General features: G+C 60.7%; 18 protein-coding genes. 8 read left to right on the forward strand and 10 right to left on the reverse strand.

The window, feature by feature from the left end; all coding sequences use genetic code 11:
• Positions 1–97 precede the first annotated feature (97 nt).
• The 4 genes from parA to ACN0SO_RS24105 all read left to right on the forward strand — a co-directional run bounded on the left by parA (position 98) and on the right by ACN0SO_RS24105 (position 10,394).
• Complete coding sequence (parA, locus tag ACN0SO_RS24090; protein WP_417681925.1) at positions 98–736, forward strand: ParA family partition ATPase; 639 nt, start codon at positions 98–100, stop codon at positions 734–736.
• Positions 737–1,040: 304 nt separating this feature from the next.
• Positions 1,041–6,563 carry an MG2 domain-containing protein gene (locus ACN0SO_RS24095; RefSeq protein ID WP_417681927.1) on the forward strand — a complete coding sequence of 1,841 codons (5,523 nt, stop codon included), beginning with the start codon at positions 1,041–1,043 and terminating at the stop codon, positions 6,561–6,563.
• Positions 6,564–6,621: 58 nt separating this feature from the next.
• On the forward strand, positions 6,622–8,697 hold the full coding sequence (gene pbpC / locus ACN0SO_RS24100; protein ID WP_417681929.1) for a penicillin-binding protein 1C: 2,076 nt from the start codon (positions 6,622–6,624) through the stop codon (positions 8,695–8,697).
• Between the two features lie 506 nt (positions 8,698–9,203).
• Positions 9,204–10,394 carry a porin gene (locus ACN0SO_RS24105; RefSeq protein ID WP_417681931.1) on the forward strand — a complete coding sequence of 397 codons (1,191 nt, stop codon included), beginning with the start codon at positions 9,204–9,206 and terminating at the stop codon, positions 10,392–10,394.
• A 324-nt stretch (positions 10,395–10,718) separates the two neighbouring features.
• Here the strand turns inward: ACN0SO_RS24105 and ACN0SO_RS24110 are convergent, their stop codons facing one another.
• Positions 10,719–11,786, reverse strand: a complete 1,068-nt coding sequence (locus ACN0SO_RS24110; protein ID WP_417681933.1) for an alpha/beta fold hydrolase — start codon at positions 11,784–11,786, stop codon at positions 10,719–10,721.
• A 148-nt stretch (positions 11,787–11,934) separates the two neighbouring features.
• Here ACN0SO_RS24110 and dapA point away from each other — a divergent pair, with 148 nt between their 5' ends.
• From dapA to ACN0SO_RS24125, 3 genes are all read left to right on the forward strand, one after another.
• On the forward strand, positions 11,935–12,813 hold the full coding sequence (dapA, locus tag ACN0SO_RS24115; protein ID WP_417681935.1) for a 4-hydroxy-tetrahydrodipicolinate synthase: 879 nt from the start codon (positions 11,935–11,937) through the stop codon (positions 12,811–12,813).
• Positions 12,814–12,877: 64 nt separating this feature from the next.
• Positions 12,878–13,357, forward strand: a complete 480-nt coding sequence (gene smpB / locus ACN0SO_RS24120; protein WP_190289668.1) for an SsrA-binding protein SmpB — start codon at positions 12,878–12,880, stop codon at positions 13,355–13,357.
• A 159-nt stretch (positions 13,358–13,516) separates the two neighbouring features.
• Positions 13,517–13,891, forward strand: a complete 375-nt coding sequence (locus ACN0SO_RS24125; protein ID WP_417681938.1) for a hypothetical protein — start codon at positions 13,517–13,519, stop codon at positions 13,889–13,891.
• A gap of 45 nt (positions 13,892–13,936) precedes the next feature.
• On the opposite strand, the gene ACN0SO_RS24130 is transcribed toward ACN0SO_RS24125, so the two are convergent.
• From ACN0SO_RS24130 to parC, 3 genes are all read right to left on the reverse strand, one after another.
• On the reverse strand, positions 13,937–14,392 hold the full coding sequence (locus ACN0SO_RS24130) for an acyl-CoA thioesterase (RefSeq protein ID WP_417681940.1): 456 nt from the start codon (positions 14,390–14,392) through the stop codon (positions 13,937–13,939).
• Positions 14,389–15,552, reverse strand: a complete 1,164-nt coding sequence (locus ACN0SO_RS24135; protein ID WP_417681942.1) for an iron-containing alcohol dehydrogenase — start codon at positions 15,550–15,552, stop codon at positions 14,389–14,391. Before ACN0SO_RS24135 ends, ACN0SO_RS24130 begins: the two co-directional genes overlap by 4 nt.
• 121 nt (positions 15,553–15,673) lie before the next feature.
• Positions 15,674–17,932: a DNA topoisomerase IV subunit A gene (gene parC / locus ACN0SO_RS24140; protein ID WP_417681944.1), complete on the reverse strand. Its 2,259-nt coding sequence runs from the start codon at positions 17,930–17,932 to the stop codon at positions 15,674–15,676.
• Positions 17,933–18,293: 361 nt separating this feature from the next.
• On the opposite strand from parC, the gene ACN0SO_RS24145 reads away from it, so the two are divergent.
• Entirely contained in the window at positions 18,294–20,297 is a 2,004-nt protein-coding gene (locus ACN0SO_RS24145; protein WP_417681946.1) for a putative bifunctional diguanylate cyclase/phosphodiesterase, read from the forward strand.
• A 30-nt stretch (positions 20,298–20,327) separates the two neighbouring features.
• Here ACN0SO_RS24145 and recO read toward each other — a convergent pair whose 3' ends face one another.
• From recO to pyrE, 6 genes are all read right to left on the reverse strand, one after another.
• Positions 20,328–21,098 (reverse strand): DNA repair protein RecO, encoded by a 771-nt coding sequence (recO, locus tag ACN0SO_RS24150; RefSeq protein WP_417681948.1) that lies wholly within the window; start codon positions 21,096–21,098, stop codon positions 20,328–20,330.
• A 95-nt stretch (positions 21,099–21,193) separates the two neighbouring features.
• Positions 21,194–22,093: a GTPase Era gene (era, locus tag ACN0SO_RS24155; RefSeq protein WP_417682115.1), complete on the reverse strand. Its 900-nt coding sequence runs from the start codon at positions 22,091–22,093 to the stop codon at positions 21,194–21,196.
• A gap of 71 nt (positions 22,094–22,164) precedes the next feature.
• Positions 22,165–22,878, reverse strand: coding sequence for a ribonuclease III (rnc, locus tag ACN0SO_RS24160; protein ID WP_417681950.1), 714 nt, complete (start codon positions 22,876–22,878; stop codon positions 22,165–22,167).
• A gap of 40 nt (positions 22,879–22,918) precedes the next feature.
• The gene (lepB, locus tag ACN0SO_RS24165) at positions 22,919–23,674 is read right to left on the reverse strand and encodes a signal peptidase I (protein WP_417681952.1); all 756 of its coding nucleotides are present in this window, start codon (positions 23,672–23,674) and stop codon (positions 22,919–22,921) included.
• Between the two features lie 187 nt (positions 23,675–23,861).
• Entirely contained in the window at positions 23,862–24,458 is a 597-nt protein-coding gene (locus ACN0SO_RS24170) for a DUF2062 domain-containing protein (RefSeq protein ID WP_417681954.1), read from the reverse strand.
• 29 nt (positions 24,459–24,487) lie between these two features.
• Positions 24,488–25,069, reverse strand: coding sequence for an orotate phosphoribosyltransferase (gene pyrE, locus ACN0SO_RS24175; RefSeq protein ID WP_417682117.1), 582 nt, complete (start codon positions 25,067–25,069; stop codon positions 24,488–24,490).
• Positions 25,070–25,084 lie beyond the last annotated feature (15 nt).

Consider the following 25,084-nt stretch of genomic DNA (forward strand, 5'->3'; position numbering starts at 1 on the left):
TTCGGCCGATATCCGCCGGTCGACGTCCAATCAGCGGTTGTCAATCTCTTTGTTGCGGCGCAGTATGGGGCGGCGGTTGTCTCGGCGAGGTTGGGCTATGACTGGACGTATTCTCACGGTGGCGCAGCAAAAAGGCGGTTCAGGCAAGACAACCCTGGCTGCGCATCTGGCCGTCGCGCTGTCCCAAAGAAGCAAGGGGCGGGTCGCCATTCTGGATGTCGATCCGCAAGGCTCCCTCGGTACCTGGTTCGAGGCCCGGGAAGATGCGCTTGGAGAGGAGGGGACGGGGCTGGAGTTCCGTACGGCCTCCGGCTGGGGCGCCCGGCGCGAGGCCCGTTCGCTCGCCCGCTCTCATGATTACGTCATCATCGATACGCCGCCCAAGACGGACGTGGATGCCAAACCCGCTATTGATGCGGCAGACTATGTGATCGTTCCGATCCAGCCGACCCCTATGGATCTCTGGGCGACTGCTCAGACAATCCAGATGGCGGCGCGGGAAGATACACCGGCACTTCTTGTTCTGAACCGGGTCCCGCCGCGCGCATCGCTGACAAAGGAAATGACCGACGCCATCGCCTCGGCGGGTTATCAGGCGCTCGATGCGCGCCTCGGCAACCGGACCGGCTACGCTTCGTCCATGGGCCAAGGATACACGGTGATGGAAACCACCCCGTCTAGCACGGCGGCCGAGGAAGTTGCCGTCCTGATCAAGGAACTCCTGAAGCGGCTTTAGGACCGATGTTCTGAATGCCGGCTGGTTTTCGGTCCCTCCGTATTTTCATTAATTGCCCACCCGCCTTGGCATGGACATGATCTGGTGATCGGTTATCTGATCCGTTTGGTGAGGTCCGTTGCGCCGGTCAAGTGTGACGTGTCCGGGCGACACGCTACAAGTTCTTGAAAGCCGTTGGCTTTCCTGCGAACTTGAACCGCGTTCCCGAACCGATTGGGGTATGTGATTTTAATGATATTTATCGGGGCCGGATTTCGGGGCCTCATATTGCGATAAACGAGCTTGTCAGCCGGAGGAGTGGGAGATGGCGTTGTCTGATGTCCTTTTGAGGGGAGCAAAACGCATTTCAGGGGCGCGGGGATCCCTTTTCGGACTGGCGGTCGTTGGTCTCGGCCTGGCGTTGTCAGGCACGGCATATTCGCAGGACCGGCGGATCGTGACCATCGAGGACGCGGATTTCTTCGGCTCGGATTACCGCACGGTCAAGGATGTCGATCTGGATGGCTGCAAGGCGGTCTGCCTGGCGGACAACCAGTGCCGGGCGTTCACCTTCAATACCTCCGCCGGCTGGTGTTTCCTCAAGTCCGATTTCGGACAGCTGCAGAGTTTCCGCGGCGCGATTGCCGGCCGCGTGGTCGAGGTTGCCCAGCCGCGGCAGACCGCCGAGGCCGATCGCAAGGCGGAGCTGTCCTTCATCGACAAGGATCTGATCGAGGGCGCGGCCACCTACAGCAAACGCATCGAGCAGGATGCAAAGCCGCGCGGGCAGACCGCTGAAAACCTGCGCCAGGCAGGACAGACCGCGCTGAATGCCAAGAACGGTGTGCAGGCGGAACAGGATTTTTCCGGGGTCATTGCTTTGCTGCCGGATGATTATTCCGCCTGGAGCCGTCTTACCTTTGCCCTCCTGATGCAGAATCCCAAGGACTGGCAGGAACGGCGGACCAAGCAGGAGAACGCGACCTCTGCTGCGATCAATTCCTATTTGCGCGCGGTGACGCCGGACGAACGGGCATGGGCGCTCAATCTCCTCAGCACGTCCCTTGGCCGCCGGGATATGTGGAAGCCGGCGATCAAGTCCCTGCGCGCCGCACTTGCGCTTGACAACAACCCGAACCTGCGGCGGCGTTATGACGACATGGTTGCAAAGCACGGCTTCCGGATCGTGGATCATCAGGTCGACGCCGATGGCGCCGCGCCGCGCATCTGTGTGATCCTGTCCGACAAGCTTCCGAAGGACGCCGATCTCTCACCTTATGTGTCGGTGATCGGTGACGGCGCCACAACCGTCGAAACCGAACAGTCGCAGATCTGCGTTGACGGGGTGCAGCACGGCAGCCGGTACTCGGTGACCCTGCGCTCCGGACTTCCGGCGGCCGACGGCGAAAAGCTCGAGCGCCCGGCAAACCTGTCCGTCTACGTGCGCGATCGCTCGCCAACCGTCCATTTCCTCGGCCGGGCCTATGTGCTTCCCGCCGGCGGCGACCCGACCATTCCGATCGTTTCGGTCAACACGTCCGAAGTGGAAGCCAAAATCTACCGCATCGGTGACCGGGGCCTTGTCTCGGCCGTCCGCGACGAGCGCTTCCTGCGCCAGCTCAATTCCTATCGGACCGACCAGATTTCCGAAGAGCAGGGCGAGGCAGTCTGGTCGGGCATCGTCGAGACGGAAAACCGTCTTAACGAAGACATCACCACGGCCATTCCGCTCAATGATATCGGCCTGGACATGAAGCCCGGTGTCTATGTCATGACGGCGCGCTCCAAGCTCGACAATCAGAACCGTTGGGGGGATCTTGCGACCCAATGGTTCATCGTCTCCGACCTTGGGCTGACGGCCTATTCCGGCGATGACGGCGTGACCGCCAGTATCCGCTCGCTGGCCAGTGCCGAGGCGCTTTCGGGCATCAAGGTGCAGCTTCTTGCCGTGAACAACGAGATCCTCGGCGAAGCCGTCAGCGACGACCAGGGCTTTGCCCGGTTCGAGGCGGGTCTGACACGAGGGGCCGGCGGCAAGGCGCCCGGGCTCCTGGTCGCGCAAACAGATGATGGCGACTATTCCTTCCTGGATCTGAGGAAACCCGCCTTCGACCTGTCCGACCGCGGTGTGGAAGGACGCCCGGCACCGGGGCCGCTTGACGTGTTCGCCTGGACCGATCGCGGGATTTACAAGGCGGGCGAGACGGTTCACGCCCAGGCGATGATCCGGACCGCGAAAGCTGTGGCGCAGGACGGCCTGCCGCTGACCTTCGTCATCGAACGGCCCGACGGCGTGGAACAGTCCCGTCATGTGGTCGAGGACAGTGGCCTCGGCGGTCATCTGCTCGACATCGATCTGAGCCAGACCGCTCAGCAAGGCGTGTGGTCGTGGCGCATCTATGTCGATCCGAAGGGAACGCCGCTTGCCTCCAATACCTTCCTCGTCGAGGATTATCAGCCGGAGCGTGTGGATTTCGAACTGAAGACGACGGCCGAAGCCTTCGATCCCGCCAAACCGACCGAAATCGAGTTGAGCGCCCGCTATCTCTACGGCTCGCCGGCAAGCGACCAGGGACTTGAAGGCGATATCATCGTGTCGCCGACCCGCAGCCTGGACAAGTATCCCGGATATCAATTCGGCCTTGCCGATAGCGAAACCTATCCGCAGCGCGATTATCTGAAGAGCGACCAGAAGACGGATATCGACGGCAATCTGACCTTTGACGTTTCGCTTCCAGCCTTGCCGGAAACGACGGCGCTCTACAAGGGGCAGCTCGTTGCCAGACTGGTGGAAGCCGGCGGGCGCTATGTGGAACGGCGTCTGGAGCTGCCCGTTCGGGCAGAGAGTGGCCATATCGGCATCAAGCCGATGTTCGACGGCGGCGTCGATGAAGGCGGTCCGGCGGATTTCTCCGTTATCGCCATCGATCGGGACGGCAATCAGGAGAATGCCGAAGGGCTCGTCTGGACGCTCTCAAAGATCAACCGCCGTTATCAATGGTATCGCTCGGACGGAAGCTGGTCCTATGAACCGATCACCACGACGGAACGGGTGGCGAACGGCAAGCTGGATGTTACAACGGATAGGCCCGCCAACTTGTCGCTTCCGGTGAAGTGGGGGCAGTACCGGCTGGAAGTCGCTTCGGTCGGGGCTGGTGAAATGGTCACCAGCGTGGAATTCTCCGCGGGCTGGTATACGGCCGATGCGACCTCGGAAACCCCGGATTATCTGGACGTGGGGCTCGACAAGAAGAGCTACCGTCCCGGCGAAACCGCGATCCTGCGCATGAAGCCGCAATCGGACGGTCTTGCGGTGGTGAATGTGGTTTCCGGAGGCCTGCTCTCCAGCCAGGTGGTAAACGTCACCGCCGGTGAGGCGGAAGTCAGCCTTCCGGTCACGGAAGAGTGGGGTGCCGGCGCCTATGTGACGGCAAGCCTCTACCGACCCATGGACGTGGCGCAGAAGCGGATGCCCTCGCGTGCGATCGGCTTGAGCTGGCTGCAAATGGAGCCGGGCGACCGGAACTTGGGCGTGACGCTTTCCGCGCCGGACACGATGCGGCCGGGCACGCGTCTGGACGTGCCGGTGAAGCTCGCCAGCCTGAAGCCTGGAACGGAAGCCTATCTGACGGTTGCCGCCGTCGATCTGGGGATTCTCAACCTGACCGGATTCAAGACGCCGGAACCGGAGACATGGTATTTCGGCCAGCGCAAGCTCGGCACCGAGATCCGCGACCTTTACGGGCAGCTGATCGACCGCATGGCGGGAACCCGCGGCAAGGTGCGCTCCGGAGGCGATGCCATGGCAACACGTCTGCAGGCCCCGCCGCCGGACGAGGAGCCGGTCGCGCTTTTCTCAGGGCTTGTCAAGGTGGATGCCAACGGCGAGGCAACCGTTTCCTTCGACGTGCCGGAATTCAATGGCACCTTGCGGCTGATGGCGGTTGCCTGGTCGCAGGACGGTGTCGGCCACGGCGAACAGGATGTTGCGGTTCGCTCCCCTGTGGTCGTGACCGCAAGCCTGCCGGGCTTCCTTGCGCCCGGAGACAGCTCGCGGCTGCTTTTGAATATCGACAATGTGGAAGGGGCAGCCGGAAACTACGACTTGCTGGTGTCCGCCGAAGGTCCTCTCGCGCTTGAAGCGGGCGAGGCGGCCCTTCGCCAGGTGTCCCTCGGTGAGAAGGCGAAAGCCCAGGTGATCCTGCCGATCCGGGCCGCGTCCGGTACCGGTAAGGCGCAGATCTTTGCCACGCTGACCGCGCCGGACGGATCGGAGACGATCAAACGGGTCGGCATCGACGTGAAGGACACCCAGCCGGACGTGGTGCGCCGGTCCGTCTTCTCACTGTCCGGCGGCGGCAGCCTCCTGCTCGATGCCAACAGTCTCGAAGGGCTGAAACCGGAAACCGTGAAGATCAAGGTGTCTTCCGGCGGTGCGGCACAGATCGATATTGCCGGCCTGCTGGAAGCGCTTGACCGTTATCCCTACGGCTGTACCGAACAGACAACCAGCCGCGCGCTGCCGCTTCTTTATCTGAATGAAGTGGCCCATGCGGCGGGGCTCGGCGAGAGCGCCGAAATCCGGCAGCGCGTCGTCGGTGCGATCAGGCGCGTTCTGGCCAACCAGTCCTCGAGCGGGTCTTTCGGCCTGTGGAGCAGCTACGGCAGCAGCGATACCTGGCTCGATGCCTATGTGACCGATTTCCTGACCAGGGCGCGCGAGCAGGGCTATCTGGTGCCGGCAATCGCTTTCGATAACGCACTGGACAATCTGGAAAACCGGCTGGCCTATGCCTCCGACGTCACCGACGGCGGCATGGATATCGCCTATGCGCTTTATGTTCTGGCGCGCAACGGGCGCGCTTCCATGGGCGACCTGCGGTATTACCTGGATGCAAAGCTTGCTTCCTTCACCACGCCGCTTGCCAAGGCTCAGGTGGCGGCGAGCCTTGCCCTCTACGGAGAGCAGGAACGGGCTGCGACCGGTTTCAAGGCGGCAGTCGCGGGGCTGCAAAGCGATGGCTTGTCCGGTTACCGGTCCGACTACGGCTCGCGGTTGCGCGACGGGGCAGGGGTTCTGACCTATATCGTGGCTTCTGCCGTTGATACCGGAGAGCAGGCGCAGGTCACGGATCTGCTTCGCCGGTACCAGGATCAGACCAGCCACTATTCGACCCAGGATATGGCATGGCTCCTGATGGCGGCACGGGAACTCAACAAGTCCGCATCGGCGGACAAGATTGCCGTGAATGGCGTGGTCGAGCCGAACCGTCTCGTCTGGCCGTTCGACGGCGAGGCTGTGGGACAGACGCCGGTGCGGCTTGAAAACCGGGGAAGCGATGCGACGGATCTGCTCGTTTCCGTGACCGGCCAGCCTCAGGTTCCCGAGCCGGCGGGCGGGCAGGATTATGCGATCGAGCGGCAGATCTACGATCTGGACGGCAATCCGGTCGATCCGAACGCGGTTCCGGTGAATACGAGGGTTGCCGTCGTCCTGACCGTTCGGGCGCTCAGCGATGTGCCCGGCCGGTTGATGGTCGTCGACCGGATCCCGGCGGGCCTTGCCATTGACAATCCGAGGCTGGTCCGTTCCGGCGATCTGGGGGGGCTGGACTTCCTCTCGACCATCAACGAGACCGAGCACGCGGCCTTCCATGAAGACCGGTTCGAGGTCGCGGTCGACCAGACACGCCATGACGGTAACGAACTCACCTTTGCCTATCTGGCCCGGGCGGTGACGCCCGGAAGCTACGCTCATCCGCCTGCATCGGTGGAGGACATGTACCGTCCGGCGCGCCGGGCGATCACGGACACGTCCACCTTTACCGTGCTCGGTCCGACCCGCTGATCCTTTAGCGGACGGACAGGTCATGGCCATGCAGGACGGGAGAAAAGGACAATCGCGCATGCGGCGCCGGCTCAAGGCCATGGGTCTTGCCGGCGCCGCGGTCGTGTTTCTGACTGCCGTCAAGGTCGGTGTGGATTACCGGGACCTCCCCGAAATTCCGAAGACCTCGGACTTGCCATTGTCCGCGGTCGTGCTGGACCGGGACGACCGCTTGCTGCGCGCCTTTACCAGCGACGATCAGAAATGGCGGCTGCCCGTCACGCTTGCCGATATCGATCCGCTCTACGTGAAAATGCTGGTCGCCTACGAGGACAAGCGCTTCTACGACCACCACGGCGTGGACGCCGGTGCGCTGGTCCGGGCGGTCGGGCAGATGCTTATGTCGGGCAGGATCGTCTCCGGGGGGTCGACGCTGACCATGCAGGTGGCCCGCCTTCTGGAGGAACATCCCACCAGGACGATCGGTGCGAAATACGAACAGATCCTGCGCGCCGTTCAGATCGAAAACAGCTTGAGCAAGAATCAGATCCTGTCTCTTTATATGTTGCGCGCGCCTTTCGGCGGCAATCTTGAAGGGGTGAGGGCGGCAAGTCTGGTCTGGTTCGGCAAGGAACCGTCGCGTCTGACACCGGCCGAGGCTGCGCTTCTGGTTGCTCTGCCGCAATCGCCGGAAGCCCGCCGGCCGGACCGGTTCGCCGCACGGGCGACGGACGCGCGAGACCGGGTTCTGGAGCGCGCGGTCAAGGCGGGCGTCCTTACAACGGATGAGGCCGTGGCCGCGCGGCAGGACCGGGTCCCGGATCGCCGCCGCGCCATGCCGTTTCTCGCGGCCCACGCCGCCCGTGATGCAACTCTGGAAGATCCGGACCGGCTGATTCACCGGTTGACGATCGACGCGCCCCTCCAGGAAAGCCTTGAAAGCCTGGTTCGAGACCGGGTGCGGGCGCTGGGCACGCACATTTCGTCCGCGGTTCTCGTCGCCGATCACCAGACCAGCGAGATCCTGGCCTCTGTCGGCTCGCCCGATCTCCTGTCGGAAGCCCGGCAAGGGCACATAGATATGACCAAGGCCGTGCGTTCGCCCGGCTCCACGCTCAAGCCCCTGATCTACGGATTGGCCTTTGAGGAAGGCGTTGCGCATCCGGAAAGCTTCATCGAGGATCGGCCCATCGATATCGGCGGCTACAGGCCGACGAATTTCGACCAGGCCTATCAGGGGACGGTGACGGTTCGCGAGGCGCTGCAGCTTTCCCTGAACACGCCGGCGGTGCAATTGCTGGAAGCGGTCGGCCCGGCCCGGCTGATCTCTCGTCTCAAGCGGGCGGGCGCCGAGCCCGTCCTTGCCGGCGACAAGGCGCCGGGCCTGGCCATCGGTCTCGGCGGATTGGGGCTGACGCTGACCGACCTGACCAGACTTTATGCGGCCCTTGCCCGGCAGGGACGTCCCACCTCTTTGGTGCTGAACCGGGATTTGTCGCGCCAGCCGGCCGGGACAGCCGGGGTTCTGGAGCCGATTGCCGCTTGGCATGTTGCCGATATCCTGTCCGGACTGCCGCAGCCCCAATCTAAAGGCACGTCCTTTGTCGCCTATAAAACCGGCACCGCCTACGGCTATCGGGACAGCTGGGCTGTGGGATTCGACGGCCGGTATGTGGTCGCCGTTTGGGTCGGGCGGGCGGATGCAAGTCCGGTTCCGGGAATGACCGGCGCGAAAGCTGCTGTTCCAATCCTGTTTGAAGCTTTTCAGCGGCTGGGCAAGGATCGGGTGCCGCTGCCGGCAGAACCCGGCGGGGTGTTGAGCCGGCCAACCGCCGAACTGCCGGTCGCTTTGCGGCGCGCCCGCGTGGCAGGCCGGGATGCGCTCGCTCGAAAGGGTACGCCGTTCCGGATCGCGTATCCGCCCAAGGGTGCGGTCGTTGAACTTGGCCTGAAGACCGGCACAGGCGCCCAGCCGCTGGTCGTAAAGCTCGAAGGCGGCAAGCGGCCCTATACCTGGCTTGTGAACGACAAGCCGGTGGAAGTGTCCTCCTACCGGCGGCAACTGGTGTTCACGCCGACGGAAGAAGGATTTGCCCAGGTGGCGGTCATCGACTCCGAGGGACAGGTGGCCCGAGTCGACCTCACCCTGAAATGACGCACGTCTTAAAGAAGCCGTGTTGCGATTCTGAAGACGCAAGCCTGACACAGGTTTGAAACTGGAGAATCGCTCTTGAAATCGCTCGAATCTCTGTGGCCGGGCGCATTTCAATTGTCGAATCCCGGACTGAACCAGAGTCGGAAAGAGGAGATCGTGGGCCGATTCAGCAAAAGTCACGGTGTGTAAAACACGTGCTAAGGCCCCGAAATTGGTGCTATTTCTTACCGTATCCTTACTTTTGACCCGGATTTTGTGACATTCGAGCAACACGGGTTTTGAAAGGAACCCGGAACCGGCTTCAGACCGGTATTCGGTGTTGAACGAAAAACCGGGATGCGTATGGTCACAACTGCGAGCGGCTTTCGGGTCGCCCTGTTTTGCTCACTTCGGAAGTCCAACCTCCGGTCGGGGCAAAGACAGAGATTTTCGCGGGGAAAATGACTTTACAGCGACGGCCAAGGCCAAGTGAAGTCATCGCTAACATGACTGATTGGAGGTCAGATATGAACTTTAAGAGCCTTCTGCTCGGCGCTGCTGCAGTTGCATCTGCAACCGGCGTTCAGGCTGCCGATCTTCCGGTTGCTCCGGAGCCGGTTGACTACGTCCGCATCTGTGACGCTTACGGCGCACGTTTCTACTACATCCCGGGCACCGAAACCTGCCTGCGCGTTGGCGGCCGTGTTCGTGCCGACTACCGCATCCGCGACTTCGGTTCCACCGGTGGTAACAACTGGGACAGCAACGAAGACGTTTCTACCAACTTCCGTGCTCGTGCTTATGTCCGCATGGACGCTCGTACCCAGACTGAATACGGTCTCCTGAAGACCTACTTCGACCTGTGGTTCACCTCCGACACCACGATCTTCAACAACACTGGTGTTGAAATCTGGGACGCATACGTCCAGCTCGGTGGCTTCACCTTCGGTCGTACCGGTTCCTTCTCTGATCACTGGACCGGTGAAAACTGGGGTTCGCAGATCGGCCAGGGTCTTGATGACCGCGCAACCGTTCTTGCTTACACCGCTGCTTTCGGCAACGGCCTGTCCGCAACGATCGCTCTGGAAGATGGTCTGACCCGTCGTCTGACCCTTGCCAACTCGCTCGGTGCTGACACGACCACCAACGTCTATGGCGGTCACCGCGTACCGAACTTCGTTGCTAACCTGCTGGTTAGCCAGGGTTGGGGTTCCGCACAGCTGTCTGGTGTTCTGACCCAGGTTCTGGCCGGCACCACCGGTGGCGTTGCTCTCACCGAGTCTCCGCTTGGTTGGGCAATCAACGCCGACGTCGCTCTGAACCTGCCGATGCTCGGCGCTGGTGACACCCTGGGTATCCGGGCTGGTTACTCTGACGGTGCCCTGGGCTACGTCAACGAGCACCTGACGGTCGATGCCGTTGCTACCGCACAGAACAATGTCAACACCGCTACCGGTTGGGGCGTTGCTGCTGGTATCACGCACAACTGGACGCCGACGGTTTCCACGTCTCTGACGGGTACCTACGCTTCCCAGGACGCTACCGGCAACAACTACGACATGGACGCTTGGTCCGTACATGGTCAGGTTGCTTGGGCTCCGATCTCCGGTTTCGTGACCGGTGTTGAAGTCGAATACCTGAACCGCGACTACTCCGGTACGCTCATCAACGACAACGATGATCTGACCGCTACCTTCCGCGTTCAGCGCACGTTCTAAGTCTCTCCTTTCTTAGGATTGACTGGAAAGCCCGGCAGAAATGCCGGGCTTTCTTTTTGTCTGGATACAGGCTGGGCGGTAAAGTGATCGGACGTGTTAGGCCAAACTCCGCTCTTCGGCTTTCGCCGAGTAAAGAGGCTGGACCTTGTGGAGAGCAGCCAGACGGGGATCGGTCGGGCGCACTCACTCTGCGGCTTCGCTGGTTCACCACTGAAATGAGTGGCACCACGGTGGGCAAACCGCCTTTCCGGAAAGCAAAACCGCCTCGGTCAAATGAGCCAGATTGACCGGAAGGCGGTCTAATTTATATTAAATCAGAAGGGGTTAGGCCGGTAGCTGGTCCAAAAAGCCGGCTATTTCCTGTTGGGTTTCCTGATCCCATAGGACCGGTGCATGACCCTGGCCTCTGACGGTGACCAATCTGGCATCGGGGTGAGCAGCGAGCATCTTCTCGCAGGTTGCACGGCTTAACAGATCCGAAAATTCTCCATGGATAATGAGGAGAGGGATTTTTCGGAGGCCTTCGAACAAGGGCCATATATCGGGAGTGGGGCTTGAGTCGTCCCAGCCGACAAGCGTGTGGGCTAAAGCCGGATCATAGTCGATTACGCATTTACCATCGCGGATACTTGCAAGCTGTCGGCTCAGTTTCAGCCAGTCCTGACCGGAAAAGGCTGGAAACTGGTTGCCGAGCGTGTGTTCCATATGCTCTGCGACAGCTTCGAAGCTCGAATAGTCCATCTTCTTGCCGATCGAGGCTGCAATCCGGTGGATTGCTTTCATTTCCAGATGAGGTCCGACATCGTTCAAAATGACACCGACCATGCGATCGGCGTCATATCGATGTGTCATGGCCATCGCATGCAATCCACCACGGGATGTGCCGAGGATCGCAAAGCGGTTCAGGCCGAGGTGTTCGATCGCGTCGTCGATGTCATGACCTTCGACCGGGAGGGCGTAATTATGCCATTCCGGATCCCATGCGCTTGCGCCCCGGCCGCGGTAGTCAAGCGCGACAACGTGGTAACCCTTCTTCTGAAGAAACGCGGCAATATCACTGAAATCACGAGTATTTCTTGAAAGTCCGGTTAGGCAGAGAATGGTTGGATGTTGGCTTGTCCCGCTTCCTTGAGCGCCCCACTGACGGCCCGAAAGGGTCAATCCGTCACGGCTGGTCCAGGTAAAGGTTCGAGGCGCCGTTTCGGTGTTTGCGGAGGATTTGAAATTGTCGTTCCCGGGATTTTTCATAAGTTCGGCGCTCCTCGCGTCTGCCGTCAGGCCTCTGCTTTTGCGAAGGTAAACGGCTTTGCCGGAGTTTGCCAAGTACGGGCAGATGCGGTTCAACTTTAGAAGACGGATCAGATGTGTATCAACCAGGTCCTGGGACACCATTGAGGCTTCCAAGACCTGGCGGCGACCAATCAAAAAGAACAGGCTGCTTGTCGTTCAAGACCATTGCCCCGAGGGGATGAGGCGATTATTGTGCCGGTCCGATCGGGGCTTCCCGATCTCCAACGAAAAATCCATGAGGAAACCGAAGATGTTTACAGGATCGATTCCAGCGCTCGTGACACCGTTCAAGGACGGGGCGCTTGACGAGAAACGGTTCCAGGATTTTGTCGATTGGCAGATCAAAGAGGGAAGCACCGGACTGGTGCCGGTGGGCACGACGGGTGAGAGCCCGACGCTTTCTCACGACGAACACAAGCGGGTTGTCGAGTTGTGTGTGGAAGTCGCCTCGGGGCGTGTGCCCGTCATGGCCGGTGCGGGTTCCAACAACACGGAAGAAGCGATCGATCTGGCGAAGTTTGCCGAAAAGGCCGGAGCCGACGGTCTTCTCGTTGTGACGCCGTATTACAACAAGCCGAACCAGGCGGGTTTGAAGGCACATTACCGCGCGATCGACAATGTGGTCGGGATTCCGATCTTCATCTACAACATCCCCGGCCGGTCGGTCATCGACATGACCTCGGCGACGATGGCGGAGTTGTTCAAGACCTGCAAGAACATCAAGGGCGTCAAGGACGCCACCGCGAACCTTGCAAGAGCGAGCGAGCAACGCCATCTGTGTGGTCCGGACTTCATCCAGTTGTCCGGGGAAGACATCACCGCACTTGGCTTCAACGCCCACGGTGGCTCGGGATGCATTTCGGTCACGGCCAATGTAGCGCCTCGCATGTGCGCGGATTTCCAGGCGGCATGTCTTGCCAATGACTACGCAAAAGCCCTGTCGATCCAGGACAAGCTGGCGCCGCTGCATCAGGCCCTGTTCATCGAGCCCAATCCGACGGGAGCGAAATACGCCCTGTCGCTGCTCGGTCGGATGGACAATGAGGTCCGCCTGCCGTTGGTGTCGATTTCGCCGGAGACGGAGACGAAAATCCGCGAGGCAATGACCCATGCGGGGCTGATCAACTGATCGGTGAAATGATTTGGCCAAGGCTGGCGGCGCCGGCTTTGGTCCACAAAAGGTAACAGGAAGAATGGCCCCTAAACGCGGAGGTCCTCCGGGTCGGACGATCATCTCCGACAACCGGAAGGCCCGTTTCAATTTCGAGATCGAGGAAACCTTCGAGGCCGGCATCGAGCTGAAGGGTACGGAAGTGAAGGCCTTGCGTAACGGCAAGGCGAATATCGCCGAATCCTATGCTGCCGAACACAAGGGCGAAATCTGGATCTACAACGTCTATATTCCCGAATATACGCAAGGCAACCGCTTCAACCACGAGCCGCGCCGGCCGCGCAAACTGCTCATGCACAAGCGCGAGATCCACAAGCTTGCCGGCGCCGTGCAGAAGGAAGGCAAGACCATCGTTCCGCTCAAGCTCTATTTCAACGAGCAGGGCAGAGCGAAGCTGGAGATTGCCCTGGCGAAGGGCAAGAAGCTGCATGACAAGCGCGAGACGGAGAAGAAGCGCGACTGGCAGCGCGAGAAGTCACGGCTTTTGAAGGCCCATGGATAAGCCTTGAACAACTTGTGCGCAGGTTGTGGATATGATGTGGTCAATCCGGAGATTTCAAAGGCCTGCAATCTCCAATTTCATTGAACGATACTTGAACTTTCAGGTCGAATCGTCCTCCTCTGCAGTGACAGAATTCAAGATGTTGTTTTTGGGGGGAAAATGAACAGACGACTGTTCTGGACGGTGCTGGTCCTGATTTCGGGTCAGTTCCTGGTGACATCTGCGATGGCCGGTTGTCAGACGCAAGGCTCGCGTTTCATGCTTCACCATAAGAAGCCGATGAAAGCCTACAGTTGGATGTCTTCGAGTGGTTGCGAGTATTATTTTCGCGCAGGCGGACGCATGACGTTCACATCCGCTTCTATTGTCCGCAAGCCAAAACACGGTGTGTTCAAAAAGACCTCGAGGTTCCAGTTTCTCTACACGCCGCACAAGAACTACAAGGGCAAGGACAGCTACTCGGTCCGGATCTGCGGCAAAGACCTCCAGGGAAAAAACTGTACGGAACTCGTTGTCGAAGCGACCGTGAAGTAATCCGGAAAGCATTGACCGCGGAGGGAAAGCTGCCGAAGGGAGCCGTTATCGGATAAGTAACCGGCTCAGCGCGGTACGCATTTCCTCCCTGATCGGCGTTGGCCGGCGGTTTTCCCGGTCGACAAGGACGTGAACGAAACGGCCCTGTGCGGCGGCGCTCTGCTGCCCTTCCTTGAACAGCGCGATCGTGTAAACCACCGAAGACGAACCGATCCTTTCGATCCCGATGCCGGCGGTCACCCGTTCCGGGAAGACGAGTTCGGCAAAATACTGGCAGCCGGTTTCCACCACGAGGAAGATCTCTTCCGACCTGGCCGGTTCGAGCAGTCCCTCGTCCACATACCAGCCATTTACCGCCGTATCGAAGAAGCTCAGATACTGCACGTTGTTCACGTGGCCATAGATGTCCACGTCCATCCACCTCGTCGGAATATCCCGGAAAACCGAGAAACCGGCTCGGGTAAGAGGGACGGGTTTGGCCGGTTTGTCAGCTTCGCTCAAAGGGCTGCCTCGTAAATCGCAAGTGCATCCGCCTCGGAGACGGGGCGCGGGTTGTTGACGAGAAGGCGGGTCTGCTTCATGGCGTCGCTGGCCATTTTGGGCAAGTCGGCAGCGGTGATGCCGACTTCGCGCAAGGTGGACTGAAGCCCGAGCCGGTTCGAAAGGTGACCAAGCTCGTCGGCAAAGGCATGAGCGCGGGCTTCCGGCTCGTCGACGACTGACAGTTCCGGGAAAACGTGAGGCGCGAGCGTTGCATAGTCGGCGGCAGCGTCCGGGGCGTTGAAGCGCAGGACATGAGGCAGGACGAGCGCATTCGACAGTCCGTGAGGTACATGGAAGGTGCCGCCGATCGGATAGGCGAGCGCGTGCACGGCGGCGACCGGCGAGTTGGCGAAGGCTATGCCGGCCAGCATGGAGCCGAGAAGCATGGCGCCGCGAGCGTCCTCGTTCTTGGGTTCGAAGACGGCGGTCTCAATATTGGTGCCCAGCAGCTTCAGGGCTTCGACTGCCAGTGTCCTTGAGACCGGGTTGTTGTTCGCACTCTTGGAGGCATAACCTTCAATGGCATGAACCATGGCATCGATACCGGTTGCGGCCGTCACGTGGGCCGGCAGACCGAGGGTGAGCAATGGATCGAGAACGGCGAGATCGGGAAGCAGGATCGGTGAGACGACACCGCGCTTTTCGTCGTCCTCCAGCGTGATGATCGAGATCGGCGTGACTTCCGACCCGGTTCCGGCAGTGGTCGGGATCAGCACCAGGGGCAGGCGAGGGCCCTTGGCATTGCCGATGCCCCAGGCATCGTCCAGATCCTCGCCGCTTGAGGCGAGCAGGGCGACCAGCTTGGCGATGTCGAGGGACGAGCCGCCGCCGAAACCGATAATGCAGGTCGCGCCATGGTCCGTTGCCTTTTGGGTGGCGTCTTCAACCAGCCGGCGGGGCGGGTCGGCCAGTACATCCTCATAAAGGGCCGTCTGGCAACCTGCCGCCTTCAGATCTTTCAGGCAGCCGTCGATCAGCCCGCAGTTGATGATCCCCTTGTCGGTGATAATGAAAGGTCGCTCACCCAGGAGATTTCCGGCATGACGGGAAAGCGCTCCGGCTGAGCCGTTCTCGAAGACCACCCTGTGGCTGGTGTTGAAGGTAAACGCTCCGATCATCCTGTCCTCCCGCATATTCTGCCGCCTGATACGGCATGCTTTCGCGCTGGAATGCAAGGGCAGGGAGCATCCATCCAGATCGATTTTTACGAAAACGGTACGCCGTTTCGAAAATGAACGGTTACAGCTCGCGCGGGCCGAATTTGTTGGAGCGCGGGAAGCCGGTTGGCGGCAGGCGTCCGGCCTGTCCGCGTTCGCCGCGCCAATCGGCCAATTCGTCCAACGTGCGGGTGAAGCTGCGGCCGGAACTGTCGGTCCAGGTCAGGCCGTCTTCGCCCTTGAAGACACGGATGTCGGCGATGTGGCCGTCGCGGTAACGCTGCAGGCGCACGCCGCGGCCGCGGCCCATTTGCGGGATCTGCTCCAGCGGGAAGACCAGAAGCTTCCGGTTCTCGCCGATGACGGCCACATGGTCGCCCGCAGCGGCAACGCAGATCGAGGCTTCGGCCGGGGCCGCCAGGTTCAGGACCTGCTTGCCCTTGCGCGTATTGGCGATGACGTCGTCTTCCGGGACGCGGAAGCCGCGGGCCTCGTTGTTGGAAATCAGCAGGATCCGTCCCGGTTTGTGGACAAAGGCACTGATCACGTCCTGGGCCTCGTCCATTTCCACCATCAGACGGATCGGTTCGCCATGGCCGCGTCCGCCCGGCAGCTTGTCGGCACCCAGCGTGAAGAATTTGCCACCGGTGGAGAAGATCAGGATCTTGTCGGTCGTTTCCGCATGGAAGGACAGCTTCAGCTTGTCGCCCTGTTTGAAGGCGAGATTGCCGAGGTCGGCCTGATGGCCCTTGAGCGCACGGATCCAGCCCTTTTCGGAGACGATGACCGTGATCGGTTCCTTCTCGATCATGGCCTGCTGGATATCGTCCAGGTCGTGATCCGGGGCTTCGGCCAGGCCGGTGCGCCGTTTGCCGATGTCGGTTTCCGGGCCGTAGACCTTGGAGACTTCCGAGATTTCCTTGCTGATCCGGGTCCACTGGCGTTGATCGGAGCCGAGCAGCTTGGTCAGTTCGTCCTTTTCCTCGGAGAGCTTTTCGTGCTCCTTGCGGATTTCCAGCTCTTCCAGCTTGCGCAAGGACCGCAGGCGCATGTTGAGGATGGCTTCGGCCTGGACATCGGTCAGTTCGAATGTCCGGATCAGTTCGCCCTTGGCATCGTCCTCCTCGCGGATGATGCGGATCACCTCGTCGAGGTTCAGATAGGCGATCAGGTAGCCTTCCAGGACCTCCAGGCGGTGATTGATCTGGGCGAGGCGGTGTTCGGACCGGCGGACAAGGACTTCCTTGCGGTGATCCAGCCATTCGCGCAGCACCTGCTTCAGGCCCATCACCATGGGCACCTTGCCATGGGAAAGCACGTTCATGTTCAAGGGAAAGCGGTTTTCCAGGTCCGTCAGCTTGAACAGGGATTCCATAAGGAGCGTTGCGTCGACGTTGCGCGAGCGCGGCACCAGAACGATGCGGATGTCTTCCGCCGATTCATCGCGGATATCTTCCAGCAGCGGCAGTTTGCGGGCGGTCAGCAGTTCGGCGATCTTCTCGATCAGCCGGGACTTCGGCACCTGGTAGGGGATCTCCGTGACCACCACGTTCCACTGGCCTCTACCGAGGTCTTCCACTTCCCATCTGGCGCGGACCCTGAAGCTGCCTCGTCCCGTGGTGTAGGCTTCGCGGATCGCTGTTTCGTCGGAGACGAGAAGGCCTCCGGTCGGAAAATCCGGACCCTTGATGAACTGCAGCAGTTCGTCCGGCTCGCACTTCGGGTTCTTGATCAGATGCTGCGAGGCTTCGCAGAGCTCATAGGCATTATGCGGCGGGATCGAGGTCGCCATGCCGACGGCAATCCCCGAGGAGCCGTTGCCGAGCAGGTTCGGGAAGCCGCCCGGTAGAACGATCGGTTCCCTGTCCTCGCCGTCATAAGTTTCGCGGAAGTCTACGGCATCCTCGTCAAGGCCGTCGAGCAGGCGCTTGGCGGTGTCGGTCAGGCGGGCTTCCGTGTAACGCATGGCGGCGGCGTTGTCGCCGTCCACATTGCCGAAGTTGCCCTGGCCGTCGATCAGCGGGTAGCGCTGCGCGAAATCCTGGGCAAGGCGCACAAGGGCGTCATAGACGGCCTGGTCGCCATGGGGGTGGTATTTACCGATGACATCGCCGACGACGCGGGCGCATTTCTTGAAGCCGGCGCCGGGATCGAGTTTCAAAAGCCGCATGGCGTAAAGCAGTCGGCGGTGCACCGGCTTCAGCCCGTCGCGCACATCCGGCAGGGCGCGGTGCATGATGGTCGACAACGCATAGGCAAGGTAGCGCTCTTCCAGCGCCGCGCGCAGTTCGATGCCTTCAATGCCGCTTGGTCCGCTCGGCGGAATCAACTCGTTTCCCATGTCAAAACGAGTAGCTGTATCGATTGGGCGAAGCAACCGATTTGCGCAGGTTTCTGCGGTTTTTGCGTTGGTTTTCCCCGGTTTGGGCCAAGGGGCGGGCAAATCCGGAACCACCCGTCGCAAGGATCGTTCGCGGGGTGCCCGCAAGGCGGTTCATGTAGCGAAACATTCCGCCGTCATACTGGACCGTATTCTTTGCCGGGTTGGTCGCTTAGCCTTTCAGAGCGATCGTCCAGACGTAACGTGAGGCTAACCGGTTCTTTAAGATTTATCGGTAAGTTTATCAGGATATTGCAGGCACAGTTGCGGCTGCAGGGGAATATTTAGAGCTGAACGGCGAACTGTATTTGAGGCCAGCCAGGTGAAATTTGAAAAGCTGAAAAACCTGTTTGCGGTTCCGAGCGACGATGCCGAGCTCACCCTGGCGCAATTCGACGCCAATACCAGACAGCTTCCGATGATGTATGCGCTGCTGCTGGTCAATACATGGGCGCTGGTGGCGACATTCTGGAATCTGGCGCCTCGCAGCCTCACGCTTTATATCCCCGTGGCCTTGTCCGTACTCACGGTCGTGCGGCTGGCGAGATGGTGGCGCTCCATCTCGGAAGGTCCGGATGCGGCGACTGCCTTGAAATCCCTGAAGCGGACCAACACGCTTGCTCCGCTCATTGCAATCGGCTTTTCCGCCTGGTCGCTGGCGCTTTACCCCCATGGCGATGCCTATGCGCAGGGGCATATCGCGTTCTTTATGGGCATCACGGTCGTCGGCTGCATTTTCAGTCTCATGCACATGCTGTCGGCGGCATTCTACGTGACGATGATCGTCAATGTCGCGTTCATCGTTTTCTTCGGGTTGTCCGGCAATCCGGTCTTCATGGCAAATGCCGCCAATCTCATCTTTGTGTCAGTTGCCCTGCTGGTGATCGTGTCGATCAACTATGACAGGTTTGTTTCCCTGATCGCATCGCGCAGGCAGCTCATGCAGCAGCAGAATGAGCTGGTGCAGAAGCAGAAAGAGACGCTCGAACTGTCGAACGAAAACTATCGCCTCGCCAATCTCGACAGCCTGACCGATCTTCCCAACCGGCGTTGTTTCTTTTCCGAATTCAAGGAAAAACATGGGGCCGCAGTGGCGGGAGAGGCTGCGCTCATTATCGGTCTGATCGACCTGGACGGCTTCAAGGCGGTCAATGACATGTATGGGCATGCGGTTGGCGACAAGCTGCTGGTCTCCGTGGCCGAGCGCCTGCAGTTCGCCTGTCAGGGCGATCTTCTCCTGTCGCGTCTCGGCGGCGATGAATTCGCCATCCTGATGACCCTGGAACTCTCTGACGAGAACCTGATGCAGATCGGGCACAATTTGTGCGCCGTCCTGGAGGCGCCGTTCAATCTGGCGGAAGCGACCCTTTCGATTTCAGCCAGCGTCGGCTTTGCCCGGTGGCGGGACGGTGTCGACTGCGACGAACTCTACGAGAATGCGGATTTTGCGCTATATTCGGCGAAACGCAGCCGGGACGCCGGCAGTACCCATGTGGTCCTTTTCGGCAAAGCTCATGAAGCCCGGGTCCAGCGCACCAAACTGCTTGAAAAGGCTCTTCGAAGCGTTTCGGTCGCCGACGAAATGGCAGTCGCCTTCCAGCCGGTCGTGGATGTGAGCAGCGGTGCGGTGGTGGCATTCGAGGCGCTTGCGCGCTGGACCAGTCCGACCCTGGGGGCAGTGCCGCCGAGCCATTTCATTCCGGCTGCGGAGCGAAGCGGCTTGATCGACCAGCTCACGCTGATGCTGTTCAGGCAAGCGCTCGCCTGCGCGGCTTCCTGGCCGGACAACATACGCTTGTCGTTCAATCTGTCGGCGGCGAATATTGCCAAGACCGACTACGTTCGCGGTCTCGTCGACGAAATTCACACCTACGGCATTGCGCCGGAACGGATCGATTTCGAGATTACGGAGACCGCGATCATTCGCGATGTCTTCCAGGCCCAGGAAGCGATTGCGGAACTCAAGAGGACCGGGGTCCGGATTTCGCTGGACGACTTCGGAACCGGATATTCGAGCCTCAGCCACCTGCACCGGTTCCCACTCGACAAGATAAAGATCGACCGATCGTTCGTGACCAATATCGGCGAAAATTCCGCCGGTTACGGAATCGTCAAATCGCTGCTCAACCTGTCCCGGGACATGAATATCGGCTGTATCATCGAAGGTGTGGAGACCGAGGAGGAACTGGCCATTATCCGCAGCCTCGGCGGCGAAATGGTCCAGGGCTACTATTATTCCAGACCGATGTCGGGCGATGCGGTTCTTGATTATCTGGCAAGCAGTGATGGCGGGATTTCGCAAGAACCGGTGTTGAGCCGGGCCTGAATGCCGGCAAGGTACGGATCCTTCTCCGGTCTATCGGGGCAGGTTGAAATTCCACGGAAATTCCGCCCGGTATTTCTTCTCCAAGGCCGCAATCAGGCTTGGTCGCAGGTCTCCGGTCTTGATACCCCGGGGCTCGTAGACATTGCGGTTAAGGAAAAAGTCGGTCAGCCGAAACCCTTCAATCAGATCCTGATAAGTGATTTCGCTGCCCGGCTGGCGCTGGCCTTCCACGAGAAACGGGGGCAGGGGAAGCAGTTTGTCGCGGTAGGGTTCTCCGGCCTCCCGGCTGACGGCACGGGCCGACTTCGGCGACACCCACGCCAGGTCGTCCCGGGTTCCGGTTGCCGCGCATCTGGTCAGGTCCAGACCGAAGCCGAGTTCGTTCAACATTTCCAGCTCGAAGCGGATGATCAGCGGGCCGGCGACATCGAACCGGTCCAGGTGATCGAGTACCACCTTGAAGGCCTCGTAGAGCCTTGCATGGGGATCGCGCTCCGGCAGCAGGCGAATGAGGCCGGCCAGATGCTGGACGCCGTGCAGGCCTAAAGACGAGGTCATCAGTTCGGCGGCGCGCGAGCGGATCGGGTCGACGGCAAACACGCCCAGATGGTCCGCCAACCGTGCCCGCCATGTTACCTGCACCTCGTTGCCTGGTTGGAGCGTCGGTTGCCGTCGGCGCGAGCGCCCGCCGCGTACCAGCCCCAGATGCCGGCCGCGCTCGGCCGTCATCACCTCAAGGATGATGTCCGTCTCACCGTGCTTGCGGGTTCCCAGAATAATTGCTTCGCCGGTCCACTCCATGGGGGAAGTCTATACGATTCCGGGGAAGAAAAAGGGCGGAGTTCTTCTTCTTGTGACAGCGGAGCAGGGGAGGTGGCGCACCTCTCGCAAGCCCCCTACCTCGGGAACTCCAGACCCATTTCCCGGTAGCGTTCGGGATCGTCGGCCCAGTTCTCGCGGACCTTTACGAACAAAAACAGATGCACGGGCGCGTCGATGATCTCGGCGAGTTCTTCGCGAGAGGTCTTGGAGATGGCCTTGATGGTCTGACCCTTCTTGCCGAGCACGATGCTCTTCTGGCTGTCACGCTCCACGTAGATGGTCTGTTCGATGCGGACTGAGCCGTCCTTGCGTTCCTGCCACTGCTCGGTTTCCACCGTGGAAATGTAAGGCAGCTCCTGGTGCAGGCGCTCGAACAGCTTCTCCCGGGTGATTTCGGCAGCCAGGATGCGCAGAGGCAGATCGGACGGCTGGTCTTCGGGATAGAGCCATGGGCCTTCGGGAACCTTGGATGCGAAATAATCCAGGATCGTGTCGACGCCGTCGCCGTTCAGCGCGGACACCATGAAGGTCTCGTCGAACGGCATGATCTCGTTGGCGGCCTTTGCCAGTTCCAGAAGCTTGTCGCGCCTGGTGACGTCGATCTTGTTCAGGATCAGCACCTTCGGCGTCTTGATGTTGGCAAGCCTCTCCATGATGGCTTCAGCTTCCTCGTCGACCCCTTTTCGGGCGTCGATCAGGAGGGCGATCACATCCGCGTCCCGGGCGCCGCCCCAGGCGGTGTCGACCATGGCGCGGTCGAGACGTCGCTTGGGCTGGAAGATGCCGGGCGTATCTACGAAGACGAGCTGGGCCTTGTCGTGCATGGCAATCCCGCGCACGATCGCCCGCGTCGTCTGCACCTTGTGGGTCACGATGGAGACCTTGGTGCCGACAAGTTGGTTGATGAGGGTGGACTTGCCGGCATTCGGCGCGCCGATCAGGGCAATGAAGCCCGCGCGCGTGCCCTCGGGCATCGGGCCCGTTGCTTCCGGAAGAGGTATGTCGAACCGCGGGCTTGCCTGCGGCATGTCGTCGTCGTCGGAGTTCAAGTCCTGTCCTGTTCTTTCCAGACGCCTTCACGGCGGAGTACGGCTTCTGCCGCGGCCTGTTCGGCGATGCGCTTCGAGCCGCCCTGGCCTTCGCCGGTGGCAATCCCCTTCACATTCACGCCGACCACGAAACTGGGGGCGTGGTCCGGGCCTTCGCGGCTGATCACATCGTATTTCGGTGTCGGCAGCCCGCGCGACTGAGCCCACTCCTGCAGGGTGGTCTTGGCATCCCGCAAGGGTCCGGACCAGGATAACATACGCGGCTCCCAAAGGCGCGTGACGAAATTTTCGGCGGCCTCAAATCCGCCATCCAGATAAATGGCCGCGATCACCGCTTCGCAAATATCGGCCAGAAGAGCCGCCTTCTTGCGTCCGCCGGTCTGGGCCTCGCTCTGGCCGATGCGCATGGCATCGCCGAGGTGCAGCTCGCTGGCAATTTCCGCGCAGGTTTCCCGCTTGACCATGTGGTTGAAGCGCCGGGCAAGCTCGCCCTCATCCGCATTCGGGAAATGATTGTGCAGCATTCCGGCGACGACGAGGCCGAGCACCCGGTCGCCGAGGAATTCCAGGCGTTGGTAGCTCTTCGTCACGCTGTCGGTCGGTGCGAGCGCGCTGGCATGGGTCAGCGCCACGTTCAGCAGTTCCGGATCCTTGAACTCATGCTGAATACGCCGGGCCAGTTCGTTCATGGCCTGTGTGCTTGCCGCCATATTGTTTCCTTGCGCCGCTTCCGCTCGGGGTGGGCCGGCCTCAGGGATGCAGATCCCTGAACAGGCGGTCCCAACGCACGTCCCAGGGCCATTTCCAGACCATCCAGGCCGGCGTGCCGTCTTTGATGGAGAAGAACAGCACTTCCGCGCGGCCGACCAGGTTCTCATAAGGAACATAACCCACTGCCGATAGGACACGGCTGTCTGTGGAGTTGTCGCGGTTGTCACCCATCATGAAATAATGCCCTTCGGGCACTTCGTAGACGCGTGTGTTGTCCAACGCGCCGTGGTCTGACAGGTCGAGGGTTTCATAGGAGACGCCGTTCGGCAGGGTTTCGCGGTAGCGCGGAACGCGCTTGATACCGAAGCCGGTGTTCTCGATGTAGTCGTCGATGCGTTCCCGCTTGACCGGTTCGTCGTTGAGGTAGACGACACCATCCTTCACCTGGATCCTGTCGCCGGGAAGGCCGACTACGCGTTTGATGTAATCGGTCGAATTGTCCTTCGGCAGCTTGAAGACGACGATATCACCGCGTTTCGGCTCGGCGCCCCAGATTCGTCCGGAGAAGGGGGCGAGGCCGAAGGGGAAGGAATAGCGGGAATAGCCGTAGCTGTACTTGGAGACGAACAGGTAATCGCCGATCAACAGCGTGTCCTTCATCGATCCGGACGGAATGTTGAAAGGCTGGAACAGAAAGGTGCGCACGATCAGGGCAAGAAGGAGCGCCTGCACGATGATCTTCACGGTCTCGTAGAGCCCGCCGTCCTTGGCCTTCTTGTCTTCTGTCACGCTCATCTTGTCCTTTGACATGTGAATTCCGGGCTGATGGATCCGGCGGAAACGCCAGGAGCGAAATGACTGTTCAGAATCTGCTGCCGACTCTTAGCCGCTCGCGGCTTTCGTGGCAATGACAGACGGGCGGGGACGGGACTGACCGCCGGATGTCTTTCACGGATGAATCCGGCAGCAAAAAGGCAGTGCCTTATTTCTCGATTTCTTCCAGTCTCACGGGATGAGGCGCCGGGAACAGCGCGCGTTTTCGGGCAAGCGAAGCCTTCCGTCGTGTCTGGTAGACTTCGACGCTCTTGTAGACGAGTACGTAGCAGATAACGCCGGTGATCAGTCCAAGGGGCACGGCCCCGACAAGCATCGGCTTGAACATCGGCAGCAGGACGTCGAGAGAGCTGTCCAGCAGCCGCTTTGCGAATTCCTTGTGAATATTGTGGGCGGCAGGGGCCGCGTCGCTGCGCAGGATCCACTGGCCGATCTTGAAGGTGGAGGCCCAGATGAACGGGAACGTCAGCGGATTGCCGACGGAGGTTCCAAGGGCGGAAGCGATCAGATTGCCGCGGACGATGTAGGCAATAAGAAACGCGAGAATGAAGTGGAAGCCCACCAGTGGCGTGAAGGACGCAAACGCGCCGGCCGCAAATCCGATTGCGATCGCATGCGGCGTCGCTGTGAGTCGAAGGACGCGTTTCCCGAAGTAGCGGGTCGACCGCGACCAGCTGTGGCGTGGCCAGACGGCCACGCGCAGGCGCTCGATATTCGTGGGTTTGGTGCGGCGGCGGAAAAGCATACGGTTTTGTCGGTTTCGGTTCCGGTGCCTTAGGCGAGGCCCCGGCTTCCCGGTTTGACCGCAGGGATAGCTTCCAATTCCGGCGGAAGCTTGTCCGCTTCATAGGCCGGGACCTTGTAGTCCGCCAGGGCGATCAGCGGTACGCCCGTATCGGCCGTACCGGCCGAACGGTCGATCAGGCAGGCGACCGCCAGCACGTCGGCTCCGATCGACTTCAACGCGTCCACCGTTTCTCGGCTGGAGAGGCCGGTGGTCACGATGTCCTCTACGATCACGACGCGCGCGCCCTCAGACATTTCGAACCGGCGCAAACGGAATTCCCCGTCCTCGCGCTCCACCCACATGGCCGGCACTTTCAGATGGCGGGCGGTTTCATATCCGGGGATCAGGCCGCCCAGAGCCGGAGAGACGACGTAGTCGATGTCACCGAGGCCCGCGGCGCGAATCTTTTCCGCAAGCGCCTTGCACAGGACTTCCGTCCGCTCCGGGTACATGAAGACCCGGGCCTTCTGAATGAACACCGGGCTTCGCAGGCCCGAGGACAGGATGAAATGGCCTTCAAGGATCGCGCCGGCGTCGCGGAATTGTTGAAGCACTTCCTCACGGCTCATGGGGCTGGTCATGCG

Origin of the sequence: Roseibium sp. (assembly GCF_048260565.1) — a bacterium.
Classification (GTDB): Bacteria; Pseudomonadota; Alphaproteobacteria; order Rhizobiales; family Stappiaceae; genus Roseibium.

Coding starts and splice junctions, on each gene's coding strand:
- parA (WP_417681925.1), top strand. CDS start 98: ATGACTGGACGTATTCTCACGGTGGCGCAGCAAAAAGGCGGTTCAGGC.
- ACN0SO_RS24095 (WP_417681927.1), top strand. CDS start 1,041: ATGGCGTTGTCTGATGTCCTTTTGAGGGGAGCAAAACGCATTTCAGGG.
- pbpC (WP_417681929.1), top strand. CDS start 6,622: ATGCGGCGCCGGCTCAAGGCCATGGGTCTTGCCGGCGCCGCGGTCGTG.
- ACN0SO_RS24105 (WP_417681931.1), top strand. CDS start 9,204: ATGAACTTTAAGAGCCTTCTGCTCGGCGCTGCTGCAGTTGCATCTGCA.
- ACN0SO_RS24110 (WP_417681933.1), bottom strand. CDS start 11,786: ATGGTGTCCCAGGACCTGGTTGATACACATCTGATCCGTCTTCTAAAG.
- dapA (WP_417681935.1), top strand. CDS start 11,935: ATGTTTACAGGATCGATTCCAGCGCTCGTGACACCGTTCAAGGACGGG.
- smpB (WP_190289668.1), top strand. CDS start 12,878: ATGGCCCCTAAACGCGGAGGTCCTCCGGGTCGGACGATCATCTCCGAC.
- ACN0SO_RS24125 (WP_417681938.1), top strand. CDS start 13,517: ATGAACAGACGACTGTTCTGGACGGTGCTGGTCCTGATTTCGGGTCAG.
- ACN0SO_RS24135 (WP_417681942.1), bottom strand. CDS start 15,552: ATGATCGGAGCGTTTACCTTCAACACCAGCCACAGGGTGGTCTTCGAG.
- parC (WP_417681944.1), bottom strand. CDS start 17,932: ATGGGAAACGAGTTGATTCCGCCGAGCGGACCAAGCGGCATTGAAGGC.
- recO (WP_417681948.1), bottom strand. CDS start 21,098: ATGGAGTGGACCGGCGAAGCAATTATTCTGGGAACCCGCAAGCACGGT.
- era (WP_417682115.1), bottom strand. CDS start 22,093: ATGCCCGAGGGCACGCGCGCGGGCTTCATTGCCCTGATCGGCGCGCCG.
- rnc (WP_417681950.1), bottom strand. CDS start 22,878: ATGGCGGCAAGCACACAGGCCATGAACGAACTGGCCCGGCGTATTCAG.
- lepB (WP_417681952.1), bottom strand. CDS start 23,674: ATGAGCGTGACAGAAGACAAGAAGGCCAAGGACGGCGGGCTCTACGAG.
- ACN0SO_RS24170 (WP_417681954.1), bottom strand. CDS start 24,458: ATGCTTTTCCGCCGCCGCACCAAACCCACGAATATCGAGCGCCTGCGC.
- pyrE (WP_417682117.1), bottom strand. CDS start 25,069: ATGAGCCGTGAGGAAGTGCTTCAACAATTCCGCGACGCCGGCGCGATC.